General features: G+C 36.7%; 21 protein-coding genes. 8 read left to right on the top strand and 13 right to left on the bottom strand.

What is annotated here, in order from left to right:
• Window positions 1–129: 129 nt before the first annotated feature.
• From fabI to F8162_RS17640, 9 genes are all read right to left on the bottom strand, one after another.
• Complete coding sequence (gene fabI, locus F8162_RS17680; protein WP_000421885.1) at window positions 130–900, bottom strand: enoyl-ACP reductase FabI; 771 nt, start codon at window positions 898–900, stop codon at window positions 130–132.
• A 109-nt stretch (window positions 901–1,009) separates the two neighbouring features.
• Window positions 1,010–1,864 carry a dTDP-4-dehydrorhamnose reductase gene (rfbD, locus tag F8162_RS17675; RefSeq protein WP_151631290.1) on the bottom strand — a complete coding sequence of 285 codons (855 nt, stop codon included), beginning with the start codon at window positions 1,862–1,864 and terminating at the stop codon, window positions 1,010–1,012.
• Window positions 1,861–2,847, bottom strand: a complete 987-nt coding sequence (rfbB, locus tag F8162_RS17670; protein ID WP_151631291.1) for a dTDP-glucose 4,6-dehydratase — start codon at window positions 2,845–2,847, stop codon at window positions 1,861–1,863. The genes rfbD and rfbB overlap by 4 nt, the downstream gene beginning before the upstream one ends.
• 15 nt (window positions 2,848–2,862) lie before the next feature.
• Window positions 2,863–3,408, bottom strand: coding sequence for a dTDP-4-dehydrorhamnose 3,5-epimerase (gene rfbC / locus F8162_RS17665; RefSeq protein ID WP_151631292.1), 546 nt, complete (start codon window positions 3,406–3,408; stop codon window positions 2,863–2,865).
• 8 nt (window positions 3,409–3,416) lie between these two features.
• Complete coding sequence (locus F8162_RS17660; protein WP_151631293.1) at window positions 3,417–4,154, bottom strand: sugar phosphate nucleotidyltransferase; 738 nt, start codon at window positions 4,152–4,154, stop codon at window positions 3,417–3,419.
• A 14-nt stretch (window positions 4,155–4,168) separates the two neighbouring features.
• Entirely contained in the window at window positions 4,169–4,849 is a 681-nt protein-coding gene (locus F8162_RS17655; RefSeq protein ID WP_151631294.1) for a glycosyltransferase family protein, read from the bottom strand.
• Between the two features lie 12 nt (window positions 4,850–4,861).
• On the bottom strand, window positions 4,862–5,548 hold the full coding sequence (locus F8162_RS17650; protein ID WP_151631295.1) for a glycosyltransferase family protein: 687 nt from the start codon (window positions 5,546–5,548) through the stop codon (window positions 4,862–4,864).
• Entirely contained in the window at window positions 5,545–6,234 is a 690-nt protein-coding gene (locus tag F8162_RS17645) for a class I SAM-dependent methyltransferase (protein WP_151631296.1), read from the bottom strand. Before F8162_RS17645 ends, F8162_RS17650 begins: the two co-directional genes overlap by 4 nt.
• A 151-nt stretch (window positions 6,235–6,385) precedes the next feature.
• Window positions 6,386–7,486, bottom strand: a complete 1,101-nt coding sequence (locus F8162_RS17640) for a glycosyltransferase (RefSeq protein WP_151631297.1) — start codon at window positions 7,484–7,486, stop codon at window positions 6,386–6,388.
• Window positions 7,487–7,651: 165 nt separating this feature from the next.
• Between F8162_RS17640 and F8162_RS17635 the strand changes: the two genes are divergently transcribed.
• The 7 genes from F8162_RS17635 to F8162_RS17605 all read left to right on the top strand — a co-directional run bounded on the left by F8162_RS17635 (window position 7,652) and on the right by F8162_RS17605 (window position 15,061).
• Window positions 7,652–8,602, top strand: coding sequence for a BclA C-terminal domain-containing protein (locus F8162_RS17635; RefSeq protein ID WP_151631298.1), 951 nt, complete (start codon window positions 7,652–7,654; stop codon window positions 8,600–8,602).
• A gap of 123 nt (window positions 8,603–8,725) precedes the next feature.
• Window positions 8,726–9,571 (top strand): TylF/MycF family methyltransferase, encoded by an 846-nt coding sequence (locus tag F8162_RS17630; protein WP_151631299.1) that lies wholly within the window; start codon window positions 8,726–8,728, stop codon window positions 9,569–9,571.
• 138 nt (window positions 9,572–9,709) lie between these two features.
• Complete coding sequence (locus F8162_RS17625; protein WP_151631300.1) at window positions 9,710–10,468, top strand: class I SAM-dependent methyltransferase; 759 nt, start codon at window positions 9,710–9,712, stop codon at window positions 10,466–10,468.
• 6 nt (window positions 10,469–10,474) lie between these two features.
• A complete protein-coding gene (locus F8162_RS17620; protein WP_151631301.1) occupies window positions 10,475–11,410 on the top strand; it encodes a glycosyltransferase family 2 protein in 936 nt (311 codons plus the stop codon).
• A gap of 146 nt (window positions 11,411–11,556) precedes the next feature.
• Window positions 11,557–12,717, top strand: a complete 1,161-nt coding sequence (locus F8162_RS17615; protein WP_151631302.1) for an FtsW/RodA/SpoVE family cell cycle protein — start codon at window positions 11,557–11,559, stop codon at window positions 12,715–12,717.
• A gap of 73 nt (window positions 12,718–12,790) precedes the next feature.
• Window positions 12,791–13,531, top strand: a complete 741-nt coding sequence (gene prpE / locus F8162_RS17610) for a bis(5'-nucleosyl)-tetraphosphatase PrpE (RefSeq protein WP_151631303.1) — start codon at window positions 12,791–12,793, stop codon at window positions 13,529–13,531.
• A 141-nt stretch (window positions 13,532–13,672) separates the two neighbouring features.
• Window positions 13,673–15,061 carry a peptidase G2 autoproteolytic cleavage domain-containing protein gene (locus tag F8162_RS17605; RefSeq protein WP_151631304.1) on the top strand — a complete coding sequence of 463 codons (1,389 nt, stop codon included), beginning with the start codon at window positions 13,673–13,675 and terminating at the stop codon, window positions 15,059–15,061.
• Between the two features lie 48 nt (window positions 15,062–15,109).
• Here the strand turns inward: F8162_RS17605 and F8162_RS17600 are convergent, their stop codons facing one another.
• From F8162_RS17600 to F8162_RS17585, 4 genes are read right to left on the bottom strand one after another with little or no spacing between them, the layout of a single operon-like run.
• Window positions 15,110–16,003, bottom strand: a complete 894-nt coding sequence (locus F8162_RS17600) for an RluA family pseudouridine synthase (RefSeq protein ID WP_151631305.1) — start codon at window positions 16,001–16,003, stop codon at window positions 15,110–15,112.
• Between the two features lie 15 nt (window positions 16,004–16,018).
• Entirely contained in the window at window positions 16,019–16,816 is a 798-nt protein-coding gene (locus F8162_RS17595; protein ID WP_151631306.1) for an NAD kinase, read from the bottom strand.
• 18 nt (window positions 16,817–16,834) lie between these two features.
• Window positions 16,835–17,473, bottom strand: a complete 639-nt coding sequence (locus F8162_RS17590; protein WP_151631307.1) for a GTP pyrophosphokinase family protein — start codon at window positions 17,471–17,473, stop codon at window positions 16,835–16,837.
• Between the two features lie 30 nt (window positions 17,474–17,503).
• A complete protein-coding gene (locus tag F8162_RS17585) occupies window positions 17,504–17,875 on the bottom strand; it encodes a hypothetical protein (RefSeq protein WP_151631308.1) in 372 nt (123 codons plus the stop codon).
• A gap of 146 nt (window positions 17,876–18,021) precedes the next feature.
• Here F8162_RS17585 and F8162_RS17580 point away from each other — a divergent pair, with 146 nt between their 5' ends.
• A complete protein-coding gene (locus F8162_RS17580) occupies window positions 18,022–18,600 on the top strand; it encodes a CYTH domain-containing protein (protein WP_151631309.1) in 579 nt (192 codons plus the stop codon).
• Window positions 18,601–18,701: the final 101 nt, after the last annotated feature.

Here is an 18,701-nt window from a genome sequence, read left to right as displayed (position 1 = left end):
AAATCGTGTACTATTATAGTTATATTCATAACGTGGTAAGAACTTTCGTTAAAAATCGTTCTTTCTAAGAACAAATAAAAAGGACAATCTCAATATGTAGAGATTGTCCTTTAAAAATTCATATTATATTTATCCTAGGATATGATACCCTGAATCAACGTGAATGTTTTCTCCTGTTACGCCGCGTGCCAAATCACTGAATAAGAATACGGCTGTATCTCCAACTTCTTCTGGAGTTGTTGTACGACGAAGTGGTGCGCGTTCCTCAATTTCTCTTAAGATTGAGTTAAAGTCGCCTACACCTTTTGCAGATAACGTACGAATTGGCCCTGCAGAAATCGCGTTAACGCGAATGCCATGTTGACCTAAATCGTTAGCTAAATATTTCACGCTCGCTTCTAATGAAGCTTTCGCAACACCCATAACGTTATAGTTTTTCACAACGCGCTCGCCGCCAAGATATGTTAACGTTAAAATATTTCCGCCTTCTGTCATTACTTTCTTCGCTTCTCTTGCTACAGCTGTTAAAGAGAATGCACTAATATTTTGTGCGAGTAAAAATCCATCGCGAGAAGTGTCTACAAATTCACCTTTTAAGTCGTCACGATTTGCAAAAGCAATACAGTGTGCTACACCGTGAATTGTACCAACTTCTTGCTTGATTGTTTCAAAGCAAGCTGTAAGTTCTTCATCATTCGTTACATCACAAGGTAATACAAGTGATTCTTGTCCTTCTAATGTGTCTGCTAATTCACGAACGTTTCTCTCTAAACGTTCTCCTGCATATGTGAAGATTAATTTTGCACCTGCATTATGCAAAGAGCGAGCAATTCCCCACGCAATACTTCTTTGGTTCGCAACGCCCATAACAACAAATGTTTTCCCTTGTAATAGTTCCATGATATATCCTCCCAGAATTACTTATACTTGTTATTAGTACCTGATACTATAATTATAGTACCATAAAACCTCTTAAAGGCAAACAAAAAAGTCATTAACTTAAATTTTGTTAATGACTTTTTGTTTCTATAAAAAACCGCTCTAATCCTTCTTCCCAAGAAGGCATTTGTAAAAAACCATTTAATCGTAGCATGTTATGTTGAAAAACAGAATATTTCGGTCTCTCTGCTGCCGCCCCAAATTCTTCAGTTGAAACAGGTAATACATTCACTTTCATATTTGCATACGAAAATATTTTCTTTGCAAATTCAAACCAAGAGCATGAGCCTCTATTTGATACATGATACGTACCGTATAAAGAAGTATGAATGAGCTTATTAATCATCACATTTAAATCCGCCACATAAGTAGGAGAACCAATTTGATCCGCTACAACAGATACTTCTGCCCTCTCTTTCCCTAATCGCATCATCGTTTTCACAAAATTATTTCCATACTTACCATATAACCACGATGTACGAACGATAAAGTATTTATTATGTAACTCTTTGACGAACTGCTCTCCCGCATACTTAGAAGCTCCATATATATTTATCGGCGCTGGATTATGAAATTCATCATACCCTTCCGGTCTGTCGCCCTGAAATACATAATCAGTACTAATATAAACTAACTTCGCGCCTACTAATTGTGAAGCAACCGCTACATTTCGAGCTCCTAGTGCATTTATTCTATACGCAAGATCTTGTTCTTTCTCAGCATGATCAACTTTCGTATACGCTGCACAATGAATAATTATATGTGGCTTTATTTCTTGTACTACTTGCTGCATTCGGGATATATTTGTTATATCTAGTAACTTTTTATCAAATGGATATATGTCATATTCTTCAGGATTTAACTCTTCTTGTAGTTGCTTTCCCAATTGACCATTTGCTCCTGTTATGATAATCCGTTCTTTCATTTATATGCCCCTTGCTTTTCTTTTAGTGGTTTCCACCATTCCTTATGATGTTCATACCATTCCACTGTTTCTTTCAACCCTTGTTCAAACGTATACTGAGGCTCCCAATCTAGCTCAATCTTCATCTTTTGTGCATCGATCGCATAACGACGATCATGACCTAAACGGTCTGTAACATATTCAATATCTTTCTTTGTTTTTCCTAAAAGAGTAATAATTTGTTCCACAACATCTATATTTGTCTTTTCATTATTTCCGCCTATATTATATACTTCTCCTACACGTCCCTTATGCAGAACAACGTCAATCGCACTACAATGATCCGTTACATGTAACCAATCTCTTACATGTAATCCATCGCCATATAACGGTAGTTTTTTTCCTTCCAGCGCATTCGTTACCATTAACGGAATTAACTTTTCAGGATATTGATACGGTCCATAGTTATTGGAGCAACGCGTTACTATAACTGGTAATTGATATGTTTTATAATAAGATAAAGCTATCATGTCGGCGCTCGCCTTGCTTGAAGAATATGGACTATTTGGAGCTAACGGGGTTGCCTCAGTAAATTGCCCTGTTTTCCCTAAAGAGCCGTATACCTCATCTGTTGATACTTGCACGAGTTTAATATGTGGATATTTTTTTACTAATTCTAATAAGGTGACTGTCCCAATTACATTTGTATCATAAAAAGGAATCGGATTTTCAATGCTACGGTCCACGTGTGATTCAGCTGCGAAATTTACAATTACTTGCACGTCACGTTCCTTAATAACATGCTCCACCAGCTCTCCATTTTGAATTTCCCCTTTTACAAAAGAGTAATTCGGATGATCTTGAAGAGACTTCACGTTATTTAAATTCCCGCTATATGTTAATGAATCGAAATTAATAATTTTATATGTTTCATAGCTTTGTAACATGTAATGAACAAAATTACTTCCAATAAATCCGGCCCCACCTGTTACTAATATATTCATAAACAACTCTCCTACTCAAAAGCTATCTTCATATTCCTGAAGTAACGGTAATATTCGATCTTTGTCAGACAAAATAGGACTTGTTACCGGCCATGGAATTGCTAAGTCTTTATCGCTCCAAAGTACCCCTGAGTCATGCTCGGCGCTATAATACTCATCTACTTTATACATAACAATCGTATGCGGGACAAGTGTACAAAAGCCATGTGCAAATCCTTTTGGCACTAATAATTGCCGATGATTATCCGCACTTAAAATATAGCCTCTCCACTGTTTAAATGTTGTTGAATCTTTTCGCAAATCAACGATAACGTCATAGATTGCTCCTTGCATAACTTGAATAAGTTTCGTTTGTGCTTTCGGATTTTTTTGAAAGTGCAATCCCCGAATCGTTCCCGCTTCCGCTGAATACGAAACATTATCCTGTACAAATGAATACGTAACCCCTAATGTTTCCAGCACCTTCTTATTGTAACTTTCAGTAAAAAAGCCGCGCTCATCTCCAAATAACCTTGGTTCTAACAATTTTGCGTCGGTAAAGTTTGTTTCTACAACTTTCATATTCTCACCTATTCTCCGTTAAACTGTTTACCAAAGTTTATATCCCGCGCTAACGTATTCGCCTTTTGAAGAGAAACATGAGTTCCCGCATCCGTCCACCAACCGCTCATTTCATTATAAGTAAGTACCCCTCGTTTTAAATACCAATTATTAATATCTGTAATTTCAAGTTCTCCCCTTGCGGAAGGTTTTAATTCTCTTATATAAGAAAAGACTTTTGAATCATACAAATAAATTCCTGTGACTGCATAGGAACTTTTCGGCTCTTTCGGCTTTTCTTCAATTTCAATTATTTTTCGGTTTTGAATATGTGCTACACCAAATCTCTCCGGATCATCTACAGATTGCAGCAGTACTTTCGCACCTTCTTTTTGATTTGCAAACTCTTCAACGTACGGACGAATGTCATCAGAAAAGATATTATCTCCTAATATAACTACCATGCGATCTTTCCCGACGAAATTCTCACAAAGCCCTAACGCTTGCGCAATTCCGCCAGCCTTATCTTGCACACGATACGTAAAAGACACGCCAAACTCTTGACCGCTTCCTAAAAAACTAACAACATCTCCCATATGCTCTTTACCTGTAATAATCATAATATCTGTAATCTCGCATTGTTTTAGCTTATATACTGCATGATAAATCATTGGATAACGTCCAACAGGAAGCAAATGTTTATTCGTTACTTTCGTTATTGGATATAATCTCGATCCCGTTCCACCAGCTAAAATAATTCCTTTCATCCTGCATCTCTCCCTTATGATGGAGATAGTATATCTTTGTAATGCTCTACAAACACTTTCCGATCCTTCTCATATGTATCCGCATCAAACTCATCCCCGTTGTAGTGAATACACCATAAATTCGCTTGATTAGGGATACCAATTAAATAACCTGCCTTTTGAAACTCTAAAGACTGCGAAACATCATAAAAGTGGAATCCTTGAAACAAGTCTTCTCGCCACGGAATATCATATTGTGTGGCCATTAATAATCCATCAATTGCCTGAACTGACATAAATGATTGATTACCATAAAACAGCTGGTCTAAATTTAATAATTGATAATTCTGCCTTCTATATTCAATCACTTTCCCTACTAAATTTTTCCCTTCCCACCATATCCCGTTGCTCGGTAAAAACTGGGCTCCAGCTACGCCAATTAAACCGAGTTTTTCATTATCTTTAAAAAGAGAAATGAGTGTATAAAACATATCTCGATTAATAAGATACGTATCTTGATGTATATAAACCTTATACTTCGCGGGATATGAAAGTGCTCGGTTGTATGCACTTGCCATACTTTTCGCATCTCGTATCGGAAAAATTTGTACGACATAACCAGGGGGAACAAAAAGATTTCTTATTTGTCTCTCACATTGTTCAAACAGCTCTTCATTATTTATACAAACAACGACTAATATTGTATGATCTTTCATTTTGTAGCCCCTCTATTCGTCTTGATTTACATCTGACATATAGTGCTCCACAAATATCTTTCTATACTTATCATAGTTGGTCATATTCACATCAATATGATAGTGAATGCACCAAGCATCACGCTGTACAGGAACCCCAACTGTATAACCTGCTTTTCTAAATTCAAATGATTGAGACACATCATAATAATCAAACCCATCAAACAAATCTTCTCGCCACGGAATATCGTATTGCGTTGCCATTAATAATCCGTCAATACATTCAACGGGCATAAATGTTTTTGAGTCATGATACGGCTTTTCTTGACTGGCCATATAAAATAAATCATTCATATAACCAATGACTTTTCCAACAACTCCTCTGCCTACATTCCATATTCCATTTGGAGGAACATATTGGGCTCCAACCATACCAATCATTCCAAGATGTTCATGTTCTTGAAACAATTGCAGTAATCCATATAAAAATCCTACATTTACAATGAAAACATCTTGATGTATATACACTTTATATTTTGCTGGATGCGAAATTGCTTGATTATATCCGCTCGTCATACTTTTTGCATTCCGAATCGGCATAAACTGTACCGTGTATCCTGGAGGAACTGGCAATTGTAATATATGTCGCGCACATTGTGCATACAATTTCCGATCATTTATACACGTAACAAATAATATTGTTTTATCTGCCTCACTCATAATTGTGATTTTTCTGCTTCAATAATATATTGAAATACAACCGTCTCAGCCATGAAGCCACTTCCAAGACGATATTTTTTACAAATCCCATATAATTCCTCAATAAGCGGTTCATACATTTTATGATCAACATATACACGATCTACTTTACTAATCGAATAACCTGCTTTTAAAAACATTCGTAGCATTTCATTAAATGTAAAGAAGCGAATATGTGTTTTATCTAATAAACCATATTCTGTATACGTCCAATTTCCAGCGAGTAAGGGGGCTAATACTGAAATGTGCGAAACGTTCGGGATACTAGCCAAAATTACACCATTTTTCTTTATATATGGTTTTACTTTTTCTATTACAGCCCACGGATCAAATAAATGCTCTAATACGTCACCAAATATAACGCAATCAAATTGCTCCTCCTCATACGGCATATCCATTGTTTCTATATCACCTAAAACAACATGATCTAGTTTTTCTTTTGCTTGTTCTGCCGCCTCTGGGAATGCCTCAATTCCTGATACACGTGTGCCATTTTCTTTTATGGCAGCTCCCAATGTACCACTCGAGCAACCGATATCAAGAACTTCTTTCCATTCCTTTTTTATATGCTTTAATAAATTCGGATTCACAGCATTATAATAATGCCCAGACTTTTCTTCATATAAAGAATTTTTTGGGGAATTCATTTCACACACTCCTTATGCAAATTGAATTTGAAATATAAACCTCATATGAAGTCTATAGATGTAACCAACACGAGTTACATTGCCGATACTTTACTATATAGCCAATCTATTAGAGTTAGAATCATGATAAATCATTTCTAAAAAACGCAACCTATAACGATTTATATTGTTTATCAAAAACACTTCGAAAATATTTGCGGTTATATTCAATTGCAGCATTATTCGGAACATAAGAAGCTGCCAATTCATTGTAATAATAAGCTTTATCTTGCTCTCCTAACTTGCTATAACAAATACACATTTGTAAATAAGGAATCCATGTATAGCTAGCTGGACTGTGAAAAGGACTCTCTGTTGCCAGTGGCACTTCTGTTGCAAGTTTAAACCAAAAAATTGCTTCATTGTACTTTTGTTGTTCCATATATATATATCCTATTCTTGTACAATTCTCTCCTCTAGGAACATCATGCCTAAATGACTTTACACAAGATTCAACTGCCTTCTCCCACATTCCGAGCTTTGCATAGCAATCTCCTAATTTACCACATGCATAAATTTTCTCTTCATACCAACCTTCGTCTTGATTAAGAAATGCTTCATATAATAGAACTGCATCATCATATTTTTGATTATCCATAGATTCATTCGCGTAATAAAACAAATCTCTCGGACTCAATTCTTCCCCAGCTGCTACAGCATCTTGAAAAATTTTCAAATTACGGTTCGTTACTTGCTTTTCTTTCTTATGTGTAATCGCAACATTACTATTAAAAATCTCACCAAAAATAGCTAAATACTCATGTACTTTTCCAAACCATTGAAATTGTTTTTCACGCTTTACAAGCCGATATCTTTTTGTACAATATAACGGTTTCCCGTTAGAATCCATTACAAGATGATAAGGCATCGATACAGCATCCACATTAGGATCTAACTCTCTTTTTAATAAATTCAATGCCTCCTGCGCATCTTCTAATAACACATCATCAGCATCTAGCCATAATATATATTCTTGCGTTGCTTTCGAAAAAGAAAAATTTCTAGCTGCCGCAAAATCATTAATCCATGGAAAGTCATATATGTTAGAGGTATATTGAGCTACAATTTCTTTCGTTCGATCAATGGAACCTGTATCAACTATAATAATTTCATCAACAATTTTTTCTACTGCGTCTAAACATCGACCTATTGTATTTTCCTCATCTCGAACAATCATACATAAACTAATTGTAATTCCTTGCTTGTTCAACATAATCACCCTCTTCCAAATCAATCATATGTTATACATACAATAAACTTTCCATTTTTTTAACTTGCACAAGTAGTTTAAGATTTCTTTTCAATAATTCAAATGTCGGTGTCATTTTCTTCCGTTTTTGCATCTACTATATAATGAACGCTTTATGGAGGTGAATTTATGTCAAATAATAATTATTCAGATGGATTAAATCCCGATGAATCTTTATCAGCTAGTGCATTTGACCCTAATCTTGTAGGACCAACATTACCACCAATACCACCGTTTACCCTTCCTACCGGACCGACTGGACCGACTGGGCCGACTGGACCGACTGGACCGACTGTACCAACTGGACCGACTGGGCCAACTGGACCAACTGGACCGACTGGGCCAACTGGACCAACTGGACCGACTGGGCCAACTGGACCAACTGGACCGACTGGGCCAACTGGACCAACTGGGCCGACTGGACCGACTGGGCCGACTGGAGACACTGGCGCTACTGGACCAACTGGAGACACTGGCGCTACTGGACCAACTGGAGACACTGGCGCTACTGGACCAACTGGGCCAACTGGAGACACTGGCGCTACTGGACCAACTGGGCCAACTGGAGACACTGGTGCTACTGGACCAACTGGGCCAACTGGAGACACTGGCGCTACTGGACCAACTGGTGCTACCGGACCGACTGGACCGACTGGGCCAACTGGACCATCTGGATTAGGACTTCCAGCAGGATTGTATGCCTTTAACTCAGCTACAGTTTCTTTAGCTCTTGGAATTGATGATCCAGTACCATTTAATACCGTTGGATCTCAGTTTGGTACAGCAATTTCTCAAATGGATGCTGATACTTTCGTAATTAGTGAAACTGGTTTCTATAAAATTACTGTTATTGCTTATACAGCGGCAGTAAGTTTATTAGGAAGTCTTGCAATTCAAGTTAATGGCATTACTGTACCAGGTGCGGGCACAAGTTTAATTTCACTTGGAGCTCCTATCGTTATCCAAGCCATTACACAAATTACTACAACACCATCACTCGTTGAAGCAGTTGTTACAGGAATTGGATTATCACTAGCTTTTGGTACAAGTGCATCCATTATTATTGAGAAAATCGCTTAATTTTGCACTTAGCAGTAAGACTGATATCAGTCTTACTGCTTTTTCATTTGTAAATTCAATCATTAAATCTTTCTTTTCTACATAGTCATAATGTTGTATGACATTCCGGCAGGAGGCACTTATATGGAAAATAAATCAGCTGTTCAGCTTTATCTTGAATTATTAAAGAAAACAATTTTATTTGAAATATGGTTAGAATACGAACCATACTTACCTGCTTCGTTACATATCTCTAAAGAGCTATCATATGAACCGGTTACAGTTCCGCTTCCTTTATTTCTTAAGCAGTACGTAGAAAATCACAATTTAAAAATTGTTGATCCTAACGTTTCAAAAAGTGAGCGTCAAGGTGGTAAGGATTGGCCAAGAGCAGCACACAGTATGGTTGGCCGAAAACGTATGAATCAATTACATGAGGCTATGGAAACTGTTGTCCGTGAAAATATAAAAGGTGATTTTATTGAAACTGGTGTATGGCGCGGAGGATCTTGCATTTTTATGAATGGTTTTTTACAAGCAAACAACATTACGGATCGTACTGTGTGGGTTGCCGATTCGTTTGAAGGTCTGCCAGCACCTAACTTAGAACAATATCCGAAAGATTACGGTGATTATTTGCATACATTCGATTACTTACGAGTTTCTTTAGAAACAGTGCAAGAAAACTTTAGAAAATATGATTTATTAAATGATCAAGTGAAATTTTTAAAAGGTTGGTTTAAAGATACATTACCTTCAGCACCAGTAGAAAAAATTGCAATCGCTCGCCTTGATGGTGATATGTATGAATCAACGATGGATAGTCTTGTAAACTTATACGATAAAGTTTCAACAGGTGGCTTTATTATTATTGACGATTACGGATTAGTAACATGCGCAGAGGCTGTAACAGATTTCAGAAAGGAAAGAAACTTACAAGCTCCTATTACTAAAATTGATGATTTCGGTATTTATTGGCGAAAAGAATAGAATACAATTTTATTCTTTTGAGAGGAACTTTACACTACTTATTCATAAGAACGACTCGTGTAAAGTTCCCCTCACTACAAATGACTAACTTATATACAATAGAAATCCTCTACTTTACTACAAGGACGGAGTGAATGTATGAACGAAAATGAGAAAAAAATCACATTAATTCCACCCCCAGAACTCGTTCAATATGTAGGTGGTGACTTTGAAAAAGTTGGAAAAGAGTTTATGCAGTATTTTATTGAAATTGGCAACTTAAAATCAAATGAAACAGTGTTAGATGTAGGCTGCGGTATCGGCCGAATGGCGGTTCCATTAATGAACTATTTAAGCGATGAAGGTACTTATTATGGATTTGACTTATTCAATGCGGGAATTACATGGTGCAAAAATAACATTTCTACACGCCGTAACAATTTCCATTTTGAACATGTCGATATATATAATCAATTCTACAATCCCGATGGAAAAGAAGATGCTTCCCAATACAAGTTTCCATATGAAGATGCATCATTCGATTTTATTTTTTTAACGTCTGTATTTACCCATCTCCTTCCGAAAGAATTAGAACATTACGTATGCGAGATCTCACGAGTTCTGAAAAAAGATGGGAGATGTTTTATTACTTTCTTTTTAATTAATCCTGAATCTTCCTATTACTTAAATGCAGGAGTAAGTACGTTAGGTTTTTATCATCAAATTGACAAGTGTTATGTTCTAAATAAAGATATCCCGAATTTCGCAGTTGCCTATCCTGAAGAAGATATTCGTACCCTATTAAATAAGTATGGACTAGAAATGCAGACTCCTCCCCATTATGGTTCATGGTGTAGCAGAACTGAACACACAAGCTATCAAGATATTATTCTTACACAAAAAATTTCTGAAAGGTAGTTGTATATGAATAATATAAAACATCCGCCTCTCGTTTCCATCCTTATTCCCACCTATAATAGACCACACTATTTTAAAATTGCTCTAGAAAGTGCATTAGCACAAACCTATCCAAACATTGAAATTATTGTAGGAGACGATAGCACAAATCATGAAACAGAAAAATTACTATACAGACATTATTTACATAAGTATAAACATATAACGTACATTCGAAACGCCTCTACTCTAGGACAATTTCATAACGCCCTTATGCTCTTAGAACAGTCAAATGGAGAGTACATAAATTTCTTAATGGACGATGATATATTTTATAATAATAAAATCGAAAAAATGATGTTTCATTTCCAACAAGACTTAAATAAAAATCTCGCACTTATCACATCCTATCGTACTTGGATAAATGATGATGGAGATATACTTGAACAACATCCCTCCATGAAAAGATTATATGATGAAGATACTCTACTAAATGGGAAAGATTTTGGAAACCGTATGCTTATAGCAGGGCAAAACATTATCGGTGAACCTACAATCGTACTCTTTAGAAAAAGTCTATTAGCAGAACCTTTCGGCACTTTAAATGGCAGAAAATACGGCTGTAGTGTTGATATGGCCTCTTGGATAAGTTTACTTTCAAAAGGTGATGCGATGTATATCACTGAGCCTTTAAGTTCATTCCGCCTTCATACTGGACAGCAAGTACGCCACAAATTCCTTGAGGGCTGTGAAGATTTTTCCCAGCTCGTTTTAACCTCGAAAAAGTATGGTTTCTTACAAGACGCCAAATATTATAAAAAGGGGTTGGTAAGAGCTTACGGGTGGTATAAAAATGCGGTCAAATTTTACGATCTATTTCCAAACCTCATTCCAGATAAAAATACACATGCACGACTTTCCTATTGTTTAAATATCATTACAAAAGAACTACGTGCAATATAGTCCATCACAAGGGAGGAGCTATTCCTTCCTCGTGATGTATGACTTCCCACAAATAGTGGAATAAATGTATGCATAGTCTGCTTGTATATTATTTTTATCATGACATGATCCATATACTTACTAGGCGATAGAAAGGAATACATACATTGAAAGATCCAAATTCTCAATATCAAATAGACTACGTATTACTACTCATTTTATTCGCCATTGGGACTGTTAGTTGCTTTGCAATTGCAAGTGCACAAGCCTCTTTACCACCATTTTTGCAAAGTGTAAATTTTGTATTAAAACAAATCCAATGGTACTTCATTGGATTTATAGCTATTGGTATGATTATGATTATTGATTTCGATCGTTATCAAAAAATTGCTTGGTATTTATATAGCTTTGCATTGGTACTACTTATTGGACTAGAACTTCAAGTACCAGGTGCCGTTACAATTAAAGGTGCTACCGCTTGGTACAGGCTTCCCGGCATCGGAAATTTCCAGCCGTCTGAAATTATGAAATTGTTTTTAATTATCGTCACTGGACGAATTATAGCAAATCACAATGAGAAATATTTTTTCCGAACAATACACGGTGATTTTTTATTACTCGGAAAAATATGTGCAACAAGTTTGCCCCCCCTGCTACTGATTGCAAAGGAACCTGATTTAGGGAACACAATGGTAATTTCAGCTATGCTCGCAGCAATGATACTAGTTTCTGGTATACGTTGGCGTTTTATTTTCGGATTAGTTTCTGGTATTTTTGTAGTTGGCGTTACATTAACGTATATTTTTTTTACGCATACAAAATTCTTTAAAGCACACATTTTACAAGAATATCAACTAAATCGCTTCTACGGCTGGTTGGCGCCATACAAATATGATGCGCAAGGCTATCAATTAAGACAAGCTTTCTTAGCTACTGGGTCAGGGGAAATGCAAGGGAAAGGTTGGGAAAATGGACAAGTATACTTTCCAGAACCACATACAGATTTTATTTTCACTAATGTCGCTGAGCAATTCGGCTTTTTAGGCGCAAGTGTCATTATTTCACTTTTTTTCCTACTTATTTTCCGCATGATTCATATCGCCTTAGAAAGTAATGACCCTTTCGGTAGTTACATCTGCGCTGGTACAATTGGAATGTTTACTTTTCAAGTATTTCAAAATATCGGGATGACCATCGGATTACTACCTATTACAGGAATCACATTACCCCTTATGAGCTACGGAGGAAGTTCCTTACTCACATACATGATAGCGATTGGATTTGTTTTAAACGTTCGCTCTAGAACGAAAACCTTTATGTTCAACTAAAGTACAAAACGGTATATTTTTATCTCTATCCTTTTTTAGATATACTAATGAAAAATAGGATGGAGGTTTAAATATGAAATATGACATTATAGGGGATATTCATGGATGCTTCCAAGAGTTTCAAGATTTAACGATGAAACTCGGATATAACTGGAATAGTGATTTGCCGATTCACCCTGATCGACGTAGACTTGCGTTTGTTGGTGATATTACAGACCGTGGCCCTCATTCATTACGTATGATTGAAATTGTATGGGAACTTGTCATAAATAAAAAAGTAGCTTATTACGCTCCGGGAAATCACTGTAATAAACTATATCGATTTTTCCTTGGGCGTAATGTGACAATTGCCCATGGACTCGAAACAACTGTTGCCGAATATGAAGCACTGCCTTCTCATAAACAAAACATGATAAAAGAAAAATTCATCACACTTTACGAGCAATCCCCTTTGTATCACGTACTCGATGAAAAAAGGTTAATTGTGTGTCACGCGGGAATTCGGCAAGATTACATAGGAAGACAAGATAAAAAAGTACAAACCTTTGTATTATATGGCGATATTACAGGAGAAAAACATGCTGACGGCTCACCTGTCCGTCGCGACTGGGCGAAGGAGTATAAAGGAACAGCTTGGATTGTATATGGACATACACCCGTAAAAGAACCTCGCTTTGTCAATCATACAGTCAATATTGACACTGGCGCTGTATTTGGTGGCAAACTAACCGGACTACGTTATCCTGAAATGGAGGCTGTTTCCGTTCCTTCCTCCCTGCCTTTTGTCCCTGAAAAATTCCGCCCAATTTCATAACCCTTATTTAAGATTTACGAGGGAGTACCGTATCATTTAGGCGGCTCTCATAAAAAACTAGGTAAAGTAATGAAAAAAAGATGCATTAAAAGTGCATCTTTTTTTCATTACACGGCATATACTGTCGCAGGAGGTGACAGAATGAAGAAAAAATCTTCTAAACAAAAAAGAAAATGCCCGCCTTTTTATCTACCCATGTACGGAATTAACAACTGGTGCAGCATTCGAGCTGCAGCTGTAGAAGAACTGGAAGGACAAGAGCCATCCCCAAAAAGCAAAGCTAGACCAAAATATGTCTCTTTAGAAAATGCTGTAATGAGCCGCATAATTGACAATAGAAAAATAAAGATGCAGCAAAAAAATAAAAATCTCTCTACTCATAATGAAAAGATTGTTCCTTCTGAGCAAACAGAAAAAAATATAGAAGAAAATATACCTGTAGCAATAAATAAAAAAGCAGAATCAGAAATTCCAGCTGCTATTATAAATCAAGTGAAAAAAATAAAAGAAGCGTTAGCACCATCCAATACTATACAAACAGAAAAGACTATCATAATTCAAACCCCTACACCTGAAAATACAAAAGTAAAAAAAGGGGGGCGATATGCATATGCTGAGGGGCTGCACTCTCATGCAGAGGGTACAGCTTCACATGCAGAAGGGCTTCTGACACACGCAAAAGCTTCTTTCTCCCATGCAGAAGGATCAAAAACGAAAGCAACTGGACATAGTTCCCATAGTGAAGGTAGTGAAACGACAGCAGGTGGCGCTTATTCTCATGCGGAAGGTAAACATACAATTGCTTTAGGCGAAGCAGCACATGCAGAAGGAACCGCGACTATCTCTAACGGATTCTCTTCTCATGCGGAAGGTAATCATACATCAACAGCTCATTTTGCAGGTAGCCATATTATGGGACGCTTCGGCACAGCAGAAGAATCTTATTCTTGGTTTATTGCAAATGGTACAAATGAAACTGACCATAATATCGGTGCAAAGTGGCTTGCTCATAATGGGGAAATGTATATTGATGGTGCTTCTTACAATGCAAGTGGAACTGATTTTGCACAAATGTTTGAAACAGCAGACAATACTCTTATTGATGTAGGGTATTTCGTTACATTTAGTAACGAAGAAAAAATTCGAATCGCTACTTCAAACGATTCATTCATCTTAGGTATATCTAGTGCAACCCCTGCTCTTATAGGAAATAGCGGTGCTTTAAGTTGGCAAAAACGATATAAAACAGATACCTTCGGAAAACGTCAATATGTACGTACGGAATCGCAAGACATACAACCTCTTTTAAATACAGAATGGGACCCCGCTTGCAAATATATAGCAAGAAAAGATCGTACCGAGTGGCTTCCTGTCGGATTGATTGGACAAATGTTAGTACGCGATGACGGCACTTGCGAAACGCATGGATATTGTCATCCAAATAACGATGGCATTGCTACAAAATCCGAAAGTGGATTTTTCGTTATAAAGCGCACGGGTGAAAATCAAATTTTAATATTATTCCGCTAAGAAAAAAGGGAACAAAATTCTTCATTACATAAGAATTTTGTTCCCTTTTTAAGTATGCCTTAATACCCCTTGCATATCGCTTGGAATCTTTGTACTGAAAGACATTTCCTTCTCTAAAACAGGATGATAAAACGTCAAAGATGTACTATGAAGTGCTTGTCGTTTTATCACATCTCTTCGTCCTCCATATAAATCATCACCAAGTAACGGGTGTCCTATATGCGCCATATGTACACGAATTTGATGTGTTCTTCCTGTCTCAAGCTCGAGCGATACATGCGTCTTATGATTGGCACTATCAATCACTCTAAAATGAGTAACTGCTCTTTGCCCCTCCTCACAAACGGTTCGCTCAATAATGCTATCCGATTTTCGTCCAATCGGTGCCTCAATCGTTCCTTCTCGTTCTATCATCTCACCATGGACGATTGCTTCATATGTTCTTTTCACAGCTTTTTGTTGATGCTGTTTCGATAATAGATGATGCACGAAACGATTTTTTGCAATAAGCATAAGCCCTGAAGTATCACGATCTAACCTTGTTACGATGTGCACCGTACTTGCAAGATGTTGCTTATCATAATGAGATAAGAGCGCATTCGCAACACTCCCTGCCGGATGTTCTCTAGACGGAATCGTTGACATGTTCGCCTCTTTGTTTATGACAAGAACCGCATCATCTTCATATACAATACATAAAGGGATATCTTCTGCAATCATCCCTTCACTTCTTTCTTCCACTGGAAAAAAGACACGTAATTCCTCACCAGCTTGCAACTGATGACGAACGCTCGCATGTTGATTATTTACTTCAATAGCTCCGCCGCGAAATTTTATATCCGTTAATGCGGCTTTAGAAATCCCTTTTGTTTTTAAAAATTCTCTAACTAAAGTTCCCTCTTCAGCCGATTCTATATCCCACTTCAATGTAAATCTGTTCAAATATATAAACCCTTTCTATTTATCTGCAACAAACGAGTCACGAACTCGTTTCCAGAACGGGAATGGACGGAAACGAACAAATCTTACTTTCTCGTTTGCAACGCGATACTGAATTGATTTGACATCTTGATGAACCATCGTTAAATGGTCTACCGTAATTTGTAAGTTCATTCCTGCAGCCGGCTTCAACACACATGTATGATGCTTCGGCAGTACGAGCGGCGAACCTACTGTACGAAACACACGATTATTAATAGATGCCATTTCTGCAATTTGAATCGCTTCAATAGAAGGGTGAATAATTGCTCCGCCAAGCGCCTTATTATACGCAGTACTTCCCGAAGGAGTAGAAATACAAAGGCCATCCCCGCGGAACGTTTCAAAGTACTCTCCGCGTATTTCCACTTCTGTTACTAATGTACCTTCCGCACTTTTAACAGTTGCTTCATTCATCGCCAAATACTGTGACTCTTTACTCCCATTCACATAGCGAATAATCACTTCTAAAAGCGGATATTCCACCACTTGGAATGGTGTTTTAGCAATTGCAATTACTAATTTCTCTACTTCTGTCGGTAACCAATCTGCATAGAAACCTAAATGTCCTGTATGTACACCAACAAATGCTGTTTCAGCCAATCGATTATAATAACGATGAAACGCATATAAAAGCGTTCCATCTCCCCCAACAGAAATTACAATATCGGGTTCCTTTTCATCCATTATAAATCCAAAATCTAGCAAGTACTCTTTCATCGTGCCTGCCAATGTATCTGATGATTGATCTCCCTTTGACATAATTGTAAATTTCATCGCCCAACACCCTTTAGTTTATAATTCGGAATCTTTCGTTTCTTGTTTTCTTGAAAAAGCTTTCTGCGCTTCTTGAATCTCAAGACGAATAGAAGACATTTCTTCATCTAATAAAAATGCTGCTTCCGCTGCACGTTGTAAGCGTATTTTTATATCTTCAGGAAAACGTCCACTATATTTATAATTTAAAGAATGCTCAATTGTTGCCCAAAAATTCATTGCTAACGTGCGTATTTGGATTTCTACCAATACTTTTTTTTCTCCCTGAATCGTTTGAACGGGGTAACTAATGACAACGTGATAAGAGCGATAGCCGCTATCTTTCTTTTGCGTGACATAATCACGTTCTTCCACGATTTCAAAGTCATTTCGTTTTCGAAGATATTCTACAACAGGCTTAATCTCATCAACAAATTGACACATCATTCGAAGGCCCGCGATGTCTTGCATATCTTCTCTCAGCCGATCTAGCGGTACATTTCTCTTCTCCGCTTTATCAATAATACTGGCAACCGACTTTACCCTTCCTGTTACAAACTCAATTGGAGAATGCTCTGTTAACATTGCAAATTGAGTACGCATTCCTTTTAGTTTCACTTTCAGCTCTGCCACCGCTTGATGGTAAGGTGCTAAAAATTCTTCCCAATTTCGATTCATTTCAACCACCACCAAAATCAATCCATTTGCTTATAGAAATACTTTTTCTACAGCAGTTACTAGTTCTTCTCCGTAATTTGCATTACCTTCAATATTTTCAACTAAATATTCTACTTCTTCTTTTAAATTTTCTAATTCCATTTCAACGTCATTCACACGAACGAACATTACTATATCGTTATTCATCGCTTCATGCATTGCTTCCCAACATGTGTGTGGAATACTTACATAAATGAAAGTTGATTCGTTTTCTAAAATATATAAAAATGATAAATTGTCTGAGTCTACAAGTACGTGATTACGCGCACTTAACTCCTTTACCTCTATTTCATTATTTTCCGCACAAAAAATAAGCGCATTCTCTCTCTTTTCTACGCTCTTAACTTGAATTTTATTTTGCATGCTCTAACTCCTCCATCTCAACTTCCTGTCTTACTTAACAGTATTATTGTATCATAACATGGACGCAAACAAATAAAACATTGAACCAAATTTATGAAAAAGCGATAATGTGTAAAGAATTATTTTTTAAAAGGAGCACGCATACAATGACACAAGAAATTGAAATTGAATTTAAAAATATTGTTACAGAAGAAGAATTCGATACATTATGTAAATCATTCTCTATTGAGGTATTTACGAAACAGGTGAATCACTACTTTGAAACACCAGGCTTCTCATTAAAAGAAGCTGGCTCTGCACTTCGTATTCGTCATAAAGGAGAAACTTATACATTAACATTGAAACAACCTGCAGAAGTCGGCTTGTTAGAAACACATCAAGTCATAACAGAAGAAGAAGCAAAAATGATGATGGAAACAAACGTAATCATTCCAGGGGCTGTAATGGATCAACTACACAAATTACAAATTCCTGTTTCCACTTTAACTTATATGGGTAGTTTAACAACTGAAAGAGCCGAAACACTATTTGAAGGCGGAACGCTTGTCTTTGATCATAGTTTCTATTACAATCACGATGATTATGAAATTGAATTTGAAGTGCAAGATGAAGAAACAGGAAAAGCTGCATTTATTCATTTATTAAAACAGCACGACATACCAATCCGTCATACAAATAATAAAGTAAAACGCTTTTTCCTTGCCAAACAAAACAAAGCACGCTAAAGTGAAAATTCCACTAGTGAATACGTTCTACTAGTGGATACATCTCACTTTTAAAAGGAAAAGATTCTTTTACATTTGAAAAATAAGCAAAGAACGTTATG

The organism is Bacillus sp. CH140a_4T, assembly GCF_008923725.1.
In the GTDB taxonomy this organism is placed as follows: domain Bacteria; phylum Bacillota; class Bacilli; order Bacillales; family Bacillaceae_G; genus Bacillus_A.
Note: the sequence above shows the minus strand (reverse complement) of the source record. Positions and strands in the feature narration are given on the sequence as shown.